The 17314-nt window shown below is 32.7% G+C and carries 17 protein-coding genes and 1 pseudogene; 6 read left to right on the top strand and 12 right to left on the bottom strand.

Annotated elements, in window-relative coordinates:
* Positions 1–137: 137 nt before the first annotated feature.
* The 10 genes and pseudogenes from atpG to WBQ70_RS00195 all read right to left on the bottom strand — a co-directional run bounded on the left by atpG (position 138) and on the right by WBQ70_RS00195 (position 9145).
* A complete protein-coding gene (atpG, locus tag WBQ70_RS00240) occupies positions 138–998 on the bottom strand; it encodes an ATP synthase F1 subunit gamma (RefSeq protein ID WP_423908916.1) in 861 nt (286 codons plus the stop codon).
* Between the two features lie 76 nt (positions 999–1074).
* Entirely contained in the window at positions 1075–2652 is a 1578-nt protein-coding gene (atpA, locus tag WBQ70_RS00235; RefSeq protein WP_423908913.1) for a F0F1 ATP synthase subunit alpha, read from the bottom strand.
* A 38-nt stretch (positions 2653–2690) separates the two neighbouring features.
* Positions 2691–3224: an ATP synthase F1 subunit delta gene (gene atpH, locus WBQ70_RS00230; RefSeq protein WP_423908911.1), complete on the bottom strand. Its 534-nt coding sequence runs from the start codon at positions 3222–3224 to the stop codon at positions 2691–2693.
* Between the two features lie 5 nt (positions 3225–3229).
* Positions 3230–3730 (bottom strand): annotated as a pseudogene (locus WBQ70_RS00225) (F0F1 ATP synthase subunit B).
* A 121-nt stretch (positions 3731–3851) separates the two neighbouring features.
* Positions 3852–4043, bottom strand: a complete 192-nt coding sequence (gene atpE, locus WBQ70_RS00220) for an ATP synthase F0 subunit C (RefSeq protein WP_170111537.1) — start codon at positions 4041–4043, stop codon at positions 3852–3854.
* A gap of 112 nt (positions 4044–4155) precedes the next feature.
* Positions 4156–5313: a F0F1 ATP synthase subunit A gene (gene atpB, locus WBQ70_RS00215; RefSeq protein WP_423908908.1), complete on the bottom strand. Its 1158-nt coding sequence runs from the start codon at positions 5311–5313 to the stop codon at positions 4156–4158.
* Between the two features lie 116 nt (positions 5314–5429).
* Entirely contained in the window at positions 5430–5822 is a 393-nt protein-coding gene (locus tag WBQ70_RS00210; protein ID WP_423908906.1) for a hypothetical protein, read from the bottom strand.
* A gap of 56 nt (positions 5823–5878) precedes the next feature.
* Positions 5879–6106 (bottom strand): AtpZ/AtpI family protein, encoded by a 228-nt coding sequence (locus WBQ70_RS00205; protein ID WP_423908904.1) that lies wholly within the window; start codon positions 6104–6106, stop codon positions 5879–5881.
* Positions 6072–6482 (bottom strand): bactofilin family protein, encoded by a 411-nt coding sequence (locus WBQ70_RS00200; protein ID WP_423908901.1) that lies wholly within the window; start codon positions 6480–6482, stop codon positions 6072–6074. Before WBQ70_RS00200 ends, WBQ70_RS00205 begins: the two co-directional genes overlap by 35 nt.
* 2 nt (positions 6483–6484) lie before the next feature.
* Positions 6485–9145, bottom strand: a complete 2661-nt coding sequence (locus WBQ70_RS00195) for a tetratricopeptide repeat protein (RefSeq protein ID WP_423908898.1) — start codon at positions 9143–9145, stop codon at positions 6485–6487.
* A 261-nt stretch (positions 9146–9406) separates the two neighbouring features.
* Here WBQ70_RS00195 and WBQ70_RS00190 point away from each other — a divergent pair, with 261 nt between their 5' ends.
* Positions 9407–10459 carry a 2Fe-2S iron-sulfur cluster-binding protein gene (locus WBQ70_RS00190; RefSeq protein WP_423908893.1) on the top strand — a complete coding sequence of 351 codons (1053 nt, stop codon included), beginning with the start codon at positions 9407–9409 and terminating at the stop codon, positions 10457–10459.
* Positions 10460–10554: 95 nt separating this feature from the next.
* On the opposite strand, the gene dprA is transcribed toward WBQ70_RS00190, so the two are convergent.
* Positions 10555–11655, bottom strand: coding sequence for a DNA-processing protein DprA (dprA, locus tag WBQ70_RS00185; protein ID WP_423908890.1), 1101 nt, complete (start codon positions 11653–11655; stop codon positions 10555–10557).
* Positions 11656–11757: 102 nt separating this feature from the next.
* Between dprA and WBQ70_RS00180 the strand changes: the two genes are divergently transcribed.
* The 5 genes from WBQ70_RS00180 (at position 11758) to WBQ70_RS00160 (ending at position 16522) form a co-directional block, all read left to right on the top strand.
* A complete protein-coding gene (locus WBQ70_RS00180; protein WP_423908888.1) occupies positions 11758–12687 on the top strand; it encodes an SPOR domain-containing protein in 930 nt (309 codons plus the stop codon).
* 306 nt (positions 12688–12993) lie between these two features.
* Positions 12994–14001, top strand: coding sequence for a recombinase RecA (gene recA, locus WBQ70_RS00175; RefSeq protein ID WP_423908949.1), 1008 nt, complete (start codon positions 12994–12996; stop codon positions 13999–14001).
* Between the two features lie 157 nt (positions 14002–14158).
* Entirely contained in the window at positions 14159–14575 is a 417-nt protein-coding gene (locus WBQ70_RS00170; RefSeq protein ID WP_423908885.1) for a hypothetical protein, read from the top strand.
* Positions 14576–14591: 16 nt separating this feature from the next.
* Complete coding sequence (locus WBQ70_RS00165) at positions 14592–15134, top strand: RNA polymerase sigma factor (protein ID WP_423908883.1); 543 nt, start codon at positions 14592–14594, stop codon at positions 15132–15134.
* Positions 15131–16522, top strand: a complete 1392-nt coding sequence (locus WBQ70_RS00160) for a hypothetical protein (RefSeq protein WP_423908880.1) — start codon at positions 15131–15133, stop codon at positions 16520–16522. The genes WBQ70_RS00165 and WBQ70_RS00160 overlap by 4 nt, the downstream gene beginning before the upstream one ends.
* Here WBQ70_RS00160 and WBQ70_RS00155 read toward each other — a convergent pair.
* A complete protein-coding gene (locus tag WBQ70_RS00155; RefSeq protein ID WP_423908877.1) occupies positions 16506–17258 on the bottom strand; it encodes a lysophospholipid acyltransferase family protein in 753 nt (250 codons plus the stop codon). The two genes, WBQ70_RS00160 and WBQ70_RS00155, sit on opposite strands and share 17 nt — an antisense overlap.
* Positions 17259–17314: the final 56 nt, after the last annotated feature.

Raw genomic sequence — 17314 nt, 5'->3', positions numbered from 1 at the left:
TTTTATAAACAAATAAAATAAAGTGCTATTTTGAATTCAAAAAATAAAAAAATCGACAAGAACATAATAAAGAAAATAAAGAAAGAGGCTGTCTCACAACTTGTGAAACAGCCTCTTTTAATAAAATCTATTATTTTTTATCCGTTCAAAGCTTCAGCTCCACCAACAATCTCAAGGATTTCGTTAGTAATAGCAGCTTGACGTGCTTTGTTATATGTCAATTTCAATTGATTTCTCAACTCAGTTGCATTATCAGTTGCTTTATGCATTGCAGTCATACGAGCTCCATGTTCAGAAGCAAAAGAATCACGAATTCCTTTGTATAATTGAGTTTTCAATGATTTAGGAATCAAAGTCAATACAATTTCTTCTTTAGATGGTTCAAAAATATAGTCTGCAGGCGCGATATTCAAATCAGATTTAACTGGTGCCAAAGGCAAAAATTGTTCAACTTGAACGATTTGAGTAGCAGCATTTTTGAATTGATTGTAAATTAATTCAATTTTGTCATACTCACCAGAAACGAATTTTTCAGTTAAAGTGTCAGCAATAGCAGCAACGTTATCAAATGTTAAATCATCAAAAACACTACTTTCATTAGCAATAACTGAACTTGTTTTAGTTAAAACATCATTTCCTTTTTTACCTATAGCAAAAATATCAACTTGTTTCCCCGCGTAAAATTCAACACGACTTTTTGCTCCTTTTATTACATTGGTATTAAAAGCACCACATAAACCTCTATTTGAAGTAATGGCAACAACTAATACTTTTTTTACCTCACGTTGTGTAGTAAATTCACCTCCTGCATCACCTTCAAGTGTAGCTGAGAGACTTTGTAATAATTCAGTTAATTTTTCGGCATAAGGGCGCATCGCAGTGATTGCATCTTGTGCTTTCTTTAGCTTTGCTGCAGAAACCATTTTCATTGCCGATGTGATTTGCATCGTTGATGAAACGGAAGTAATTCTATTACGGATTTCCTTTAAATTTGCCATTATTTGTGTAAAAGTTATAAGTTAAGTGTTATGAGTTAGAAGGTTTCTCCTAACTCATAACTTCTAACTTCTAATATTAGTTATATTTCGCTGATACTTCTTTTGCTACAGTTTCGATTACATCAGTAATATCATCTGTCAATTTACCTGCTTTTAAAGCATCAAGAGTCGCTCTGTGTTTTGTGTTCAAGAAAGATAAAAAGTCTTTTTCAAATTCTTTTACTTTGTTCACAGGAACATTTCTCAATAAGTTTTTAGAACCAGCGTAAATAATAGCCACTTGGTCTTCAACAGTATAAGGGTCATTCAAACCTTGTTTCAAGATTTCAACGTTTCTTCTTCCTTTTTCAATTACGTTCAAGGTAACTGCATCAAGATCAGAACCAAACTTAGCAAACGCTTCCAATTCACGGAATTGTGCTTGATCTAGTTTTAAAGTACCTGATACTTTTTTCATTGATTTAATTTGAGCGTTACCACCCACACGAGATACAGAGATACCTACGTTGATCGCTGGACGTACACCTGAGTTAAACAAATCTCCATCAAGGAAAATTTGTCCGTCAGTAATAGAGATAACGTTTGTTGGGATATAAGCAGAAACGTCACCAGCTTGCGTTTCGATAATTGGTAATGCTGTTAATGAACCACCACCTTTAACGATTCCTTTTAATGAATCGGGTAAATCATTCATGTTTTTAGCAATTCCATCATCAGCAATTACTTTACAAGCACGTTCTAATAAACGACTGTGTAAGTAAAAAACGTCACCAGGGTAAGCTTCACGTCCTGGAGGTCTTCTTAATAAAAGAGATACCTCACGGTAAGCAACAGCTTGTTTAGATAAATCATCATAAACAATTAATGCTGGACGACCTGAATCTCTGAAGTACTCACCAATTGCAGCACCTGCGAAAGGAGCGTACACTTGCATTGGAGCTGGATCAGATGCATTTGCAGCAACGATAACAGTATAAGCCATTGCACCTTTTTCTTCTAACATTTTAGCAATACCTGCTACAGTAGAAGCTTTTTGTCCAATTGCAACATAGATACAGAAAACTGGTTTCCCTGCATCATAAAATTCTTTTTGATTTAAGATCGTATCGATACAAACTGTTGACTTACCAGTTTGACGGTCACCAATAACCAACTCACGTTGTCCACGACCAACTGGGATCATAGCATCTACTGCTTTTACACCTGTTTGTAATGGTTCAGTAACTGGTTGACGGAAGATAACTCCAGGAGCTTTTCTCTCTAATGGCATCTCGTATAAGTCTCCACCAATTGGTCCTTTTCCATCGATAGGAAAACCAAGAGTGTTTACTACACGTCCTACCATTTGCTCACCTACTTTAAGAGAAGCAATACGTTGTGTTCTTTTTGCAGTTGAACCTTCTTTGATTCCAGTAGATGGTCCTAAAAGTACCACACCTACGTTATCTTCTTCAAGATTCAATACAATAGCCTCAAGACCATTTTCAAATTCTACCAACTCTCCGTATTGAACATTTGAAAGCCCGTAAATACGAGCAATACCATCTCCAACTTGAAGTACGGTTCCTACTTCCTCTAGCGTAGCGCCAGATTCAAAACCTTCTACTTGCTTTCTTAATATTGCTGAAATTTCAGCAGGTTTGATTTCCGCCATCTTAATTTATAATTTAGACACTTAAATGTGCAATAAAACTAGTTACTTAACTCTCTTTTTAATCCTTGTAATCTGTTAGCTACCGAAGCATTGTACTGCTGATCGCCTATTCTTAAGATAAAACCTCCAATGATAGAAGGATCTACATTACTTTCAATTGTAATTTTTTTATCTGAAAGTGTTGCAATTTTAGCCAAAACTTTAGCTTCAAGTGCAGCATCCATAGGGAAAGCTGTAGTTACTTTTACAACTTGAACACCAATGCTTACATCAAATAATTTACTGTATTCTTGAGCAATAGCGCCAAGAATTTCAAATCTTTTGTTTTCAAATAATAAATGAAACAACCCTTTAGTAACTCCATTCACATCAGCGAAAACTTCTAATAATACTGATTCTTTTACATCAACAGTAGTAGTTGGGTTTTGAATAAATGTACTCAATTCCAAATTACCCTCGATTGTTGAAGCAATAGATTTCATATCCTTATTAACTACATCGGCAATACCTATTGAGTTTGCTAAGTCTAAAATAGCTTTTGCATAACGAATTGCTGCTCTTGTACTTGCCATAATGATTAGTTTATCTTTACATCACCTAACATTTTCTCAACTAATTTAGTTTGAGCTTCTTTGTTAGATAATTCATCTTTCAATAATTTCTCTGCAATGTTCAATGATAAAGTTGAAACTTGAAGTTTCAATTCAGCCATAGCTGCATTTTTTTCGCTTTCAATAGCTGCTTTAGCTTGCTCGATCATTTTTTGACCTTGCACTTGTGCTTCAGTTTTTGCATCTGCAACCATTTTCTCCTTCATTTCGCGAGCATCTTTAAGCATGTTGTCACGCTCTAATCTTGCTTCTTGCAATATACGTTGGTTATCAGCTTGCAAATTTTTCATTTCGTTTCTAGCATTTTCAGCAGAAAGTAATGCGTTTTTGATTCCTTCTTCTCTATCATTTACTGCATCAAGAATAGGCTACCACGCGAATTTTTTTAACAAAAGTATTAATCCAACAAATATTAAAATTTGCCAAAAAAACAAACCAAACTCAAACTGATTTATTAACTTTTCCATTGTATATAAGTATAAATTTTATATTCTAAATTTTAATCTAATTGCAAACCGCAATCTAATGTTTTAATTTTAAAAACAATAGTTACAACCAACCGTTGCAACTATTGTCTTTTTGTTTTAATTACGATGCGAATAAAGCAGCGAAACCAATACCTTCAATAAGTGCAGCAGCAATAAGCATAGCTGTTTGGATTTTTCCTGAAGCTTCTGGCTGACGAGCAATTGCGTCCATTGCTGAACTACCAATTTTTCCAATACCTAAACCTGCTCCGATAACGATTAATCCAGCTCCAATAATTTGTGGAATTTCCATGATATATATATTAAAAATTAAACATTCAATTTGTAGGGAGAAGTGATGTGTTATTAGTTATAGGTTAAGTCTGTGGGACTTCTAACTTTTAACTTCTAACGCCTAACCTTTCCTAGTGTGCTTCATCATGATGATGCTCTTCTACAGCAGAACCGAAGTAAAGTGCCGATAACATCGTGAAGATATACGCTTGTAAAAAAGCAACTAATATTTCAAGAATTGAAAGCAAGAATGACAATCCAAATGACAAACTACTTCCGATCCAGCTTTTAAAGATAAACATTAAACCAATGATACTCATCAATACAATGTGTCCTGCAAAAATGTTTGCATACAAACGAATCATTAACGAGAATGGTTTGATGAAAATCCCTAGCAATTCAATAGGTGCTAAAATAATACGCATTGGTTTTGGCACACCTGGCATCCAGAAGATGTGTCCCCAATAATTTTTATTAGCTGTTAGGTTTGTAATTAAAAAAGTTAAAAAAGCTAGCGAAAATGTAACCGTTAAGTTTCCTGTTGCATTAATACCTAGTGGCATTAACCCTAAAATATTTAAAAACAAAACAAAGAAAAATATTGTTAATAAATAACTCATGTAGTTTTTATACTTTTTCTCACCAATATTTGGAATTGCAATTTCGTCACGTACATATAATACAATAGGCTCAAAAATACGACCAACACCTGAAGCTATACCACCATTTTTAGTATATGATTTAGCTAAACTACTAAACAATAAGAACATTAATAAAGCAGCAAAGAAAATTGAAACTACTGTTTTTGTGATTGAAAAATCAAGTGGACGAACATTTGAAGGGAAACCAGTTTCTTCATTTTCATTTATCTCACCAGAAGCATCAGTTCTATAGATCTTACCATCATGGTGACTTAAAACATAATATTTACCTTTCGATTCTACTACTCCGTTTTCATGATGAAAGGCTGCAGAAGAAAAAATATGAAAACCTTCATCAAATAAGATTACTGGCAAAGGAAATCCCCAGTGCTCTCCACTTTCATCATCTTGAGTTAATGAAAAGTGGTGCGAATCTAAAACGTGATGGCTTACAAAGGCTTTAATTTTTGACTTTACATCTGTAGGCTCTGCATGAGCTCCTTTATGGTGTCCTTCTGATACTACTTCATGAGCAAGTTCTGTTTGTACTTGCAAAGAATCAACTTCAGAATTTGCTACACTTCTTAGAGGAAGACACGCTACTAAAACTACTAATATAAATCTAAGCGGTTTGATTAAAATCACCATAACTGTTAAATATGTTATTTTTACGTTTCTAAATTTTGGTGCAAAGGTACATTTTTTATTAATATCCGAAAGAATATAAAAAAAATATTTTGAGGTTTCGTCAATTTGCAGTCTATTTATTCTTTTTCGTTTAAAATTCTTATAGTTAGAATCGTTTCTATTGCTAAAAAGAGAATAAACATCATAAAATAATTAATTTTCTCAATCGTGTTTTCAAAGGGCTCCATTTTTAGAATCGGCTTTAGAAGAATATAACAAAAAACTAATTTAAGATTCGTTACTAATAAAAATGACATTCCAACATTATCAAAACTTCTACTTTTTACTTCCAATAGTATGATGAAAACAAATACTGATAAACCATAAAAAACAAGATAAAGAGTCATTAATGAATAAAAAAATCCATCATCATTAATCTTAAATAACCAAAAAAGTGATTGATGTACAATAAATGCAAATAGAGATAGAACAGATAAAAAAAGTATGGGTTTATATTTGTTTAGAATCATACATAGGTATTTGTACTAATAAAAGATGGAATTGACCCATCCTTTATCCGTACGTTTTATTCCGATTTACCAATTTCGTTTACTTGTCTTATCACATTATATAATGCTAAGACAACGCCTACCATAACCAATATTTTGTTATAATAAAATTTTGGGTTTGGATGATTTTCATCTAACCAATCCCCTAAATAGGAGAACAAAAATATAATTATTCCCATTTGAATGGGAATATTAATAAGTGCAATCCACTTACTTGATCTCTTTTTTTGAGGTTTTTTCTCCATCAGTAAGCATGAGTTTTTCTATGTTTTGTTTCATTACGCAGGAAGCACTAAATTCAGCTCCTGGTTCAACTGATAATTTAGCAACGATGACTTCTCCGTGAATTTTCGCTTTGGATTTCACATTCAAAATTTCAGCAACTTGAATTTTACCCCTAAACGTTCCTTCTATATCTACATTTTTGCATATAATGTCTCCAGTTATAATTCCCGAAGGACCAATAACTAATTTGGCAGTCGACTCAAAATTACCGATTAATTCTCCATCTAATCTAAAATCAGCTTGAGAAACAATATCTCCTTTAATAATTGTTCCTTCAACAATTCTATTGGTTTTTCCTAAAACATCGGTATAGGGTTTTGATTTTTTATCAAACATATTTATTGTTTTTTTGAAGCTAAATAGTCTTCAAGATTTTTTTTAATTTGTACCACTTTATAATTCTCATTGGACAATACAATGGCAGGTTCCTCAATTTTATAATCTTTGTTTTCTTTTAAAAGAGCGCTAACCACCTTAGCATATTCTTCTGAGTTAGAACCTTGTATTACTAAGAATTTTTCGTTCTCTTTATATCCTTCAAATGAGTATTTTAATATTGTATTGTATGCACTAGCAATAAATTTCTTTATTTTCTCCTCCATAACTTTCATCTTGGTTTCTTCTGCTTTTGAAAGTTTATACAAAATTTTCCAGTTTTTAGATTCCTCATTGTTAAAATTCAATTTCTCTAATATAGGAATTTGAGTGTTAACAATTTCTAATGATTGTTTGCCTTCTTCACTGTTTGGATAATTATCCGCAACATATTGCAATGCATTTTTATACGCAATCACGCCTCTTAATCGCCCAATAGCATTAGCTCTTAATAATTCAAATTTAGAAACTATTTCATCTCCTGAAAATTGATTAATTAACAGATTTGTTTGCTCTAAAACCTCTTCAAATTTTTCTTCCTCATATAAAGCATAAACGCGTTCATACACTTTTTCAGGAGAATCATTAACCAATTCAGCTGCTGCTGAATTCCCAATAATTTGTGCATAACGGGAAGTAGGAAACTGTGTTAAAATAGTGTTTTTTATTTCGGCTGCTTTACTATTATTTGTGATTTGATATATTTTATACAAATTGTAAAGACTTGGAAGTACTAATTTTTCCTCAGGGTTTTGACGTAATAACTGTTCTAGTTTGTTAATCGCTAAAGGATATTCTTTGAATTTTTCTTTATAAATAACACCCAATTGATAATAGGCAAAATTACGTTCTTTATGAATACTGTCTTTTTCTTTTTGAGTTGAAGGAAGTTGCTTTACATAGAAATCAGAGGTGTATTCTGCAATTATTTCATCGGCTTTGTTTTTTTCTTCAACAACTTGATCTTCTTCATTGGTGACAGCGTTATCTGCTAATTGAGCATTAGAATCTGATCCTATACGCCAATTTCCACCTAAAGAACGGGAACCCCAATTGCTTTTAAAAGCTAATTTACCAAACGAAACCGTATTGGAATTGTAAAAATAGAAAAGTGTTGCCGTTTGATTACCGCCTATTGATGGAGGTAATACAGTTGCTTTTGGTTTAGGTAAATTTGAATCTGAAACGGCTACATCATTTGTAGTTGATTTGCCATTATTTTCGATGTTCTTTTGAATCTGTAATTGCTTTTCATAAGCGATTCTTTTTTCTTCATCTACTTTTTTAAGCTTCACGATGTAATCTTCAAAATAAGAAACTCGTTCAGGATCTGACATTGAAAAAACTTTGATAATACTATCATTCCTTTTTGCAATGGCTTCATATAAAATAACATCATCTAAATCTTTTCGAACTTTAGCAATATGAATATGTTCTCTACTTTTTTGATTTAATTTAGTCAAAGTACTATCATAGTATTTTGCTGCCATAGGATACTTTGCTTTTCGAAAATACATATTAGCAATATTGCGATAATTAGAAGCTACTAAATATTGATCTGATTTTGCTTTTTTTAATGAAGTATTATAATAATGTAAAGCTACTTTTTGATTGTCTTGTTTGTCATAAAAAAGTCCCATTTGATGATTCAATACATCTAGAAAAGGGCGGTTTTCACGATCTTTTAATAATTTTTCAAAGGTCTCTAAGAATACCAATGTATCTCCAGTGTTAAAATCAAACAGTTGTGCTTTTTTAGCTTGTGCCTGAATAACATACTTTCTTTCTGCTTTACGATTCATTTTAATAACTGACTCGTATTCATAGATTGCACTATCTTTTTTTCCAAGCTCTTCATATAATTGCCCTAAAATAAATCGATAACGGGCTCTTTGATAATTATTGCGCGTTTGATTTTGTGCCAAATTTAAATGAATTAAAGCACTATCTTTTACCCCAATATTTAAATATGCCTCGGATAATAAGGCGTTTGCATCTGACTGAAGTTGTTTGCTTAAACCCGATTTTCTATATTTAAGGAATATTATTTTTTTATAGACTGGTTTATTATCAATTAATAATCGCTTCATGTTTTTTGCTACAAGGCCATCATTTCCAAGACGCATATTTGTTTTTTCACGCCAAATTTTAGCCTCGTAAATGCGGCTGCTATTAGGGTATTTATACAATATATAGTTGAAAGCATCCAATGCAGGAATAAATCGCTGGTCGTAATAACGTGATTTTCCTAATAATAAATACGCCTCATCAGTCTGGAAGTTTTTTTCCATTCCATCAATATTCATCGAATGTTTCTGAATGGCTTTGGTTGCTTTTTTTTCTGCCAACTCAAAATCGGCATTTTTAGTTTTCGTAGCAACATTATCATCTTCCTTGAATTGCATTTTTTCAATTGGCAATAGCTTCCAGAAATTATCGGTGTCATCCGAACTTACCCCAATCACTCCTTTGTCTAGACCAATTTGGCCATTATATAAAATATTATATTTCGTACTTAAAGCATGTGAATTTCTTGATAAAAAAGAATCCCTTTTAGTAGAGCAAGCTACCAAAAGAAAAAGAAGTCCCAATGAAAAAGAAGAATTAATTATGTTGGTTTTCAATTGTATCTGTTTTTGTATCAATTAACTTCTAAAATACTTATTTTAGTATAATGACTGGTAAAAATACGTTTCTTTTTGAAATATAGAAATTTATCTCTGGAAAAAACATCTGTATCCTGCTTTAATCCCAACACTTCAAATGAATTAAATGTCTTCAAAGCGTCAAAAAATAAAAAATAAATACCGTTCCATCAAAAAAATTCAAGCTTAATCGGCTTCATTTATTTCGGGTTTCCTACTTTTGTAAAAAAAAATATTCAGATGCCTTCATTTTTAAAATTAATTATAAAAGAAGTAAAACGTGAAACCGCTGCTGCTGTTTCCATTCTTTTTAATGTTCCTGAAGAATTAAAATCTAATTATACTTTCCTTGCAGGACAATACCTCAATTTAAGATTAACATTAGACGGGAAAGAAATTCGTAGAGCCTACTCCATCTGTTCTTCACCAGAAAGCGGTGAATTACGTATCGCTGTAAAAGCAGTAAAGGACGGTGCTTTTTCGCAATTTGCCAATACAAAACTAAAAGCTGGGGATGCTCTTGAAGTAGGGAAACCAGAAGGGAAATTTACTTTTGAACCTGAAGCCGACAGACAAAAAAACTACATCGCTTTTGCATCAGGTAGTGGAATTACACCTGTATTATCCATTATAAAATCAGTATTAAAAAGCGAACCTAAAAGTTCTTTTGTTCTTGTCTATGGCAATAAATCTCCAGAAGAAACAATATTTCATCAAGAATTACATGATTTGCATTTACAATATGTAAGTCGTTTTTTTGTGGATTATGTGTACAGCCAAATAAACGTTGAAAATGCATTATTTGGTCGTATTGATAAATCTGTGGTAAATTTTGTTTTGAACAACAAACACAAAGAATTGGATTTTGAAAAATTCTATTTGTGTGGTCCTGAGGAAATGATCAATACGGTTTCGACTGTCTTGAAAGAGAAAAACGTAAAAGAATCTGCAATTCAGTTTGAACTTTTTACTGCTTCTTCTCAAGAAATTGAAATTAAAGATTCGCTTGACGGACATTCAAAAATCACCGTTATGGTCGATGATGAAGAAACGACTTTTGAAATGTCACAAAAACAAACCATTCTTGAAGCTTCATTAAAAAAAGGAATTGACGCTCCTTATTCTTGCCAAGGGGGTATTTGCAGTAGTTGCTTGGCCAGAGTAACGGTTGGTACCGCCGAAATGAAGAAAAACTCAATTTTGACCGATAAAGAAATTGCCGATGGTTTGATTTTAACCTGTCAAGCACATCCAACATCTGAAACGATTTACATCGATTTTGATGATGTATAGATTATTCAGGTTCTAAGAATCTAAGGTTCTGAGGTACTAAGATGTAAAATTGTTAATGAATTACTTTTTGTCTTAGTACCTTAGAACCTCTCTTCTCAAATCGCCTCAAACAACTTTCCGGGCAATGGACGAATAACCCCTTTGAGTTCCATATTGAGTAACAAACCAGAAATGCGATAAATAGGAAATTCACAGTGTAACGCAATCACGTCCATTAATTCTTTCCCTGTATTTAAAAGATAATCATAGACTTTTTGTTCATCATTATCAAGAGTAACAAACAGTTGTTTTTGTACTGGTTTAGTCTTTTCTTTAATATCCCAATTCAATATATAAATCAAATCAGCGGCATTCGTGAGGACATGTGCTTTTTGAATTTTTATCAAATGGTTGCAGCCTTGACTGTATTTATCAGTTACTCTTCCTGGAACGGCAAATACATCTCGATTGTAATCACTTGCCATGTTTGCTGTAATCAAAGATCCGCCTCTTTCAGCTGACTCAATAACAATGGTTGCTTCAGTCATTCCAGCCACAATACGATTGCGACGTACAAAATTTTCTTTGTCTGGATTAGTCGTACTCCAAAACTCTGTCATAAAACCACCGTTTTCTTCCATTTTCGCAACATATTTTTTATGAGGCTTGGGATAAATTTGATTCAACCCATGAGCCACCACTCCTATCGTTTGTAAATTGTGATCCATCGCTAATTGATGTGCTACAATATCCACTCCGTAAGCAAAACCACTTACAATAACAGGGTTTAAAGGTGCTAAATCCTCAATTAGTTTTCGACAAAATTCAGTTCCATAAGAGGTGATTTGGCGGGTTCCTACAATGCTAATTAGTTTTCGGTTAGTCAAATCGATATTCCCCGAAGAAAACAACAAAACAGGACTATCAAAACAATGTTTCAATCGCTCAGGATACTCTTTATCTTGAAAAAATTGAATTTTTATATTATTTGCCCTAATAAATGCTAACTCTTTTTCGGCTTTTTCGAAAACGGTTTTATTTTGAAGACTCTTCAATAATATACTTCCTACTCCATCAATGGTAGCGAGTTGTTGCGGCTTCGAGTTGAACACTTTTTCGGCCGTTCCGCAATGTGTAAGTAATTTTTTGGCCATAATATCGCCCACTCCATCGATTCTTTGAAGCGCTAAAACGTAAAATAATTCTTGATCTGTCATGCTAATGAATTGTGTCTGAAAAGTATAAAAAAATACTGTGATTGTTAATAAAAATTGTGAATAAAATTTTGATAACTATTTTCATTGTATAACTTTGTAAGTATGAATATCGAACATTACATTGCCCAGCTTTTATACCGTCACCAATGCGTTAGCGTTCCTGGTTTTGGTGCTTTTTTGACTGAAATTCAATCCGCAAAATGGGTTGAAAGTTCTCATTCATTTTTTCCTCCCAAGAAATTGATTTCTTTTAATACTAACATTAAAAATAATGATGGATTATTAGCCAATCATATTGCTAACGCTGAGAATACTTCCTATAGTTATGCTGTAAGCGCTATTCAACATGAAGTATTGAATTGGAAAAAAGCAATTGAGCAAAATGGCGTGCTTAATTTGAAAAACATCGGTGAACTAAGTTCAAATACTGAAGGATATGTTGTTTTCAAACCTTTGGATCAACACAACTACTTACCAACTTCGTTTGGATTGAGCTCGTTTATTTCTCCTTTAATCAAAAGAGAAGTAATACAACAAATTGAAACTATAGAAGAAAAAGAAGTTTTTCATTTTGAACCTGAATACAACAACCGTTCGTACTTGAAATACGCTGCTATTTTTGTTCTTGGGATAGGATTAATGGGAACCGTAGGATATCCATTGTATCAAAATGAAATGGCAAATCAAAAAACGCTGGTTGAAAAATCAGTTCAAAAACAAGTTGAAACTAAGATTCAAGAAGCTACTTTTTTTATCCAAAATCCGCTACCAGCAGTAACGCTTTCCATCAAAGAAACTAAAATGTCTTACCATGTAATGGCAGGTGCTTTTAGAGAGGAAAGAAATGCTGATAAAATATTCAATCGCCTATCTAATTTAGGATACAAAGCCAAGAGAATTCCTCAAAACAAACACGGTTTATACCCTGTTCTTTACGGAAGCTATGCTACTTTCTCAGAAGCTGAACAAGCGAAAAAAGAAATACAAGAAAAAGACAATCCCGAAGCTTGGCTATTGATTGAATCTTTATAATACCTTCTAAATGACCCAAAATAACAAAACTTATTTTGGGTTTTTTATGCTATTATGTTTTTAAATACCACAACTACCATTTAAATCATATTTGATAGCCTAAAAATAATCAAAACCGTATAAATATAGGTTTCTAAAAAGTGAATAAAAATATTTTCAAAAGCGAATTTTACATCAAAAAATAAGTATTTTTACGAAATAGATTTTTATAAAAATTAAACAATTAATACTATAGAAAGCTCTAGTTATGAGTTTTTTAAGTGAATAAGATAACATCCATTAATGAAAGAAAAGGTAAAAGAGACGATGAGTACAGAGAAAGAAGCCAAATTAAAAGCGTTACAACTAACGCTAGACAAATTAGACAAAACCTACGGAAAAGGTACGGTTATGAAAATGGGAGACAAGGCGATTGTGGAGGTGGAGACCATTTCGTCTGGTTCATTAGGAATTGATTTAGCATTAGGAGTAGGTGGGTACCCTAGAGGACGTATCATTGAAATCTACGGACCGGAATCTTCTGGAAAAACGACTTTGACACTTCATGCTATTGCTGAAGCTCAAAAAGCCGGTGGAATTGCAGCTTTTATTGATGCGGAACACGCTTTTGATAGAGGTTATGCTGAGAAATTAGGGGTAGATATCGAAAACTTGATCATCTCACAACCTGATAATGGGGAACAAGCTTTGGAAATTGCTGAGAACTTAATTCGTTCAGGAGCGATTGATATTGTGGTTATTGACTCCGTTGCTGCTTTGACTCCTAAGAGTGAGATAGAAGGCGAAATGGGCGATTCTAAAATGGGATTACACGCTCGTTTGATGTCACAAGCTTTGCGTAAATTAACAGGGACAATCAGCAAAACAAATTGTACGGTTTTCTTCATCAACCAGTTGAGAGAGAAAATTGGTGTGATGTTTGGAAATCCTGAAACAACTACGGGTGGTAACGCCTTAAAGTTTTATGCATCAGTACGTTTAGATATTCGTCGATCTACTCAAATTAAAGACGGTGACAACGTTTTAGGAAATAGAACAAAAGTTAAAATCGTTAAAAATAAAGTTGCACCACCATTTAAAACAGCTGAATTTGACATTATGTACGGTGAAGGTGTTTCTAAAACAGGAGAAATTCTGGATTTAGCGGTGGAGTTTGAAATCGTTAAAAAATCAGGTTCATGGTTTAGCTACGGTGATACAAAATTAGGACAAGGTCGTGATGCTGTGAAAACATTAATCAAAGACAATCCTGAATTAGCAGACGAACTAGAAGTGAAAATTAAAGCTAGAATCAAAGAACTAGCAGATGCTTAATTAGCACTTTTAGAAAATATAGAAAATGCCCGAAATTGATTTTTCGGGCATTTTTTTTTAACTTTAAATATCATTTTAAATAATTGACGCAACCTTTTTTATCTGTTTTCATCTTATGTAAAATATCATGAAGTTATTAACCTATAAAATTTGAAAAATGAAAAAGATCTTATTATTTTTAGTCCTAATGATTGCCAGTACTAGTTGTAGTCTTGATAAAGACAATCATGACACTGACACCTACACCTATAGCTCACTACCGATTGAAAGTTACGAACTACCCGATACTTTTACTCTTGGAGAAACTTATGAAATTAAATTAAAATACCAAAAACCAACTGCTTGTCATTTATACCAAGGTATTTATTACGATAAAAACCTAAATACTAGAACGATTGCTATTCAGGCTGCAGTGAAAGATAACGAACAGTGTACTCAAGAGGTTCCACCATTATCTGAAGTATCTTTTAATTTTGTAGTTAGCAATACCGGTTCGTATATATTCAAATTTTACAAAGGAAAAGTAGATGGCGAAAATGTATTTGAAGAAGTAGAAATTCAAGTAGTTGAATAACCAATAGCAATTTTCTGTGGTATTAGAAGAACTCATCAGTGAATGTAAGAAAAGCAACCCCAAAGCTCAAGAACAATTGTATACATTGTTTGTTAAGAAGTTCTTTGGGGTTTGTTTGAAATACTCTAGCAATTATGCTGATGCTCAGGATAATTTGCAAGATGGGTTTTTAATTATTTTTAGAAAAATAGAACAGTATAGTGGCAAAGGTTCCTTTGAAGGTTGGTGCAAACGAATTATGATTAACAATGCGCTTCAAAAATTCAAAGGTATTCGGTACATGGAAGTCTTGAACGAATCTGTCCCTGAAGAAGTCGTGGAAATTGAAGACGAAACCGTTCCACTAGATTATTTGATGCAAATCATTCAAGAACTACCTCACCAATATCGAGTCGTATTTAGTCTATACGTTTTAGATGGTTACTCTCATCAAGAAATTAGTGAAACCCTCTCTATTTCGACAGGAACTACCAAATCAAATTTGCATAGAGCGAGACTTATTTTGAAAGAAAAAATAGAAAACAGAACAGATAACCATCAAGAATCATCGGCAACATGAAAGAGAAAAAAAATATCGACCGATTGTTTCAAGAACAATTAAAAGACTTTGAGGCTACGCCCAATAATCAAATTTGGCTCAACATTGAAGCTGAACTGAAGAAAGACAAGAAAAAAAGACGCATCATCCCTTTATGGTTTCAATATTCTGGAATTGCTGGGGCTTTAATTTTAGGGCTTTTTATAATGAAAACTGGATTCCAAAAAGAGGTATTACCCACCAACACTTCTGTTGTAAAAAGTCAGGACACTAATCAATCACGAAGTATCGATAACGAAACTTCTATAAAAAAAGACGTCAAAATAATTGAAGAAGAAGCAATGGTTATCAAAGAAATAATTCCTTCAAAAAAGAATTCAAAACAAAATAATCTACGTTCAATTTCCCAAAAATATAAAGAGAAAAACACCTATTCCTTTACTAAAAAAGAGAATATACAAGAGATAAAAAACAATCCGATTGTTCATCAACAAGCTTCGCAATTGGCAGAAAACAAATCAACAAACAAACAATCTTTAGGTAATTCTGTTTTAGAAGACAACAACAACACAACTATTTTAGATCCCAAAATTGCTAGTAGTGATACAAAAAAAACAATAACCAATACGAAAGAAGAAACTAACGATTTGGAAGATATTTTAAAAACAAAAACTGAAAAGAAAACCGAAATTGCTTCAGTATCAAAAAGCAGATGGCTAATAACGCCAAACATTGCCCCAGTTTATTTGAACACAAGTTCAGGTGGCTCAGCGATTGACAACCAGTTTTCAAATAATGAGAAAGTGGCAGAAACAGGACTAAGTTATGGCCTTGGAATACATTATGCTATTAATTCAAAAATTGCGATTAGAACAGGGATAAACAAAGTTGTTTTAGGATACAATACGAATAATATTGATTATGCACCAGGATTAACAACAAATAGTATTGCTACAATAGATTACCTTCCAAGCAATGCTATCGAAATAAGAAACAAAGCCAGTTTTAGCGCACTAAATTCAACAGAAAAAAACATTCAAAAAAACACTACAGGAGCTATTAATCAACAAATGGGGTATTATGAGTTTCCATTAGAAATTTCCTATTCCTTACTGGATAAAAAATTCGGCATCAGCATTATTGGAGGTTTTAGTTCATTGTTTTTGGATGAAAATAAAATTTATTTGGTATCCTCTCAATCCAATGTAGAATTAGGAGAAGCCAATAATTTGAACAAAATACATTTGAGTTCTAATTTTGGTATTGGATTTAAATACCAATTGATTCCCTCCATTCAACTTAATTTTGAACCCACGATAAAATACCAAATGAATACTTTTACGAGCCAATCCAATAATTTCAAACCATTCTTTATTGGATTATACTCTGGGATTAGTTATCGTTTTTAAGATTAAATAGATTGAGTTGATTCAAAATAACATCACGTGATTCTTCTCTTAGTATTTTCCTATCCAAAGCTGTTTTTCCAATGGTTTCTATTGGCTTATGAATTTTTACGCGCATAACGCCTGGACTTCCGCTCAAAAAAGTATAGGAAAATCGTTTTTTATTATCTGCAAAGCTAATAGGAAGAACAGGGATTTGATGATCAATCGCTAAACGAAAAGCACCGTCTTTAAAAGAATCTAAAATCACAGATTCATCACTAGGAACACCACCTTCAGGAAAAATACAGACACTCAGTCCCATATTCAATCGTTGTTGAGCTTTCTTGAAAACATCATTTTTACTTTTCGAGCAATTTCTATCTACTAGAATACACGTACGTTTGTAGAAAAAACCAAACAACGGAATTTTAGCTAATTCTTGTTTCCCCACAAAAACAAAAGGGTTCTTGACTACAGCCAGCATCAACATAATGTCCGTCATCGAAGTATGATTAGCCACAATCATGTAACTTTTTTTAGGGTCTATGGCTTGTTCCTTCTCTATTTTATAATAAAATCCCATTCCAAAAAGGATAAACTTGGCCCAAATACGCGCCATTTTGAAGAAATAAGGATAGCTTTTATAGGAAAGAATAGAAAGGACCAAAAATGGAAACATAATCAATATAGGCACAGCCATTAGGATATAAAACCAAATGCGCCATAAAACCCAAAAAACAATTTTAATGATTTTCATAGATTCAAAAATACTTTTTTAACTGCAAAGTTTGTAAAGAAAAAAGCTATTTACGC

Source organism: Flavobacterium sp. (assembly GCF_049590715.1).
Lineage (GTDB): Bacteria > Bacteroidota > Bacteroidia > Flavobacteriales > Flavobacteriaceae > Flavobacterium.
This window is presented reverse-complemented; position numbering and strand designations above follow the sequence as displayed.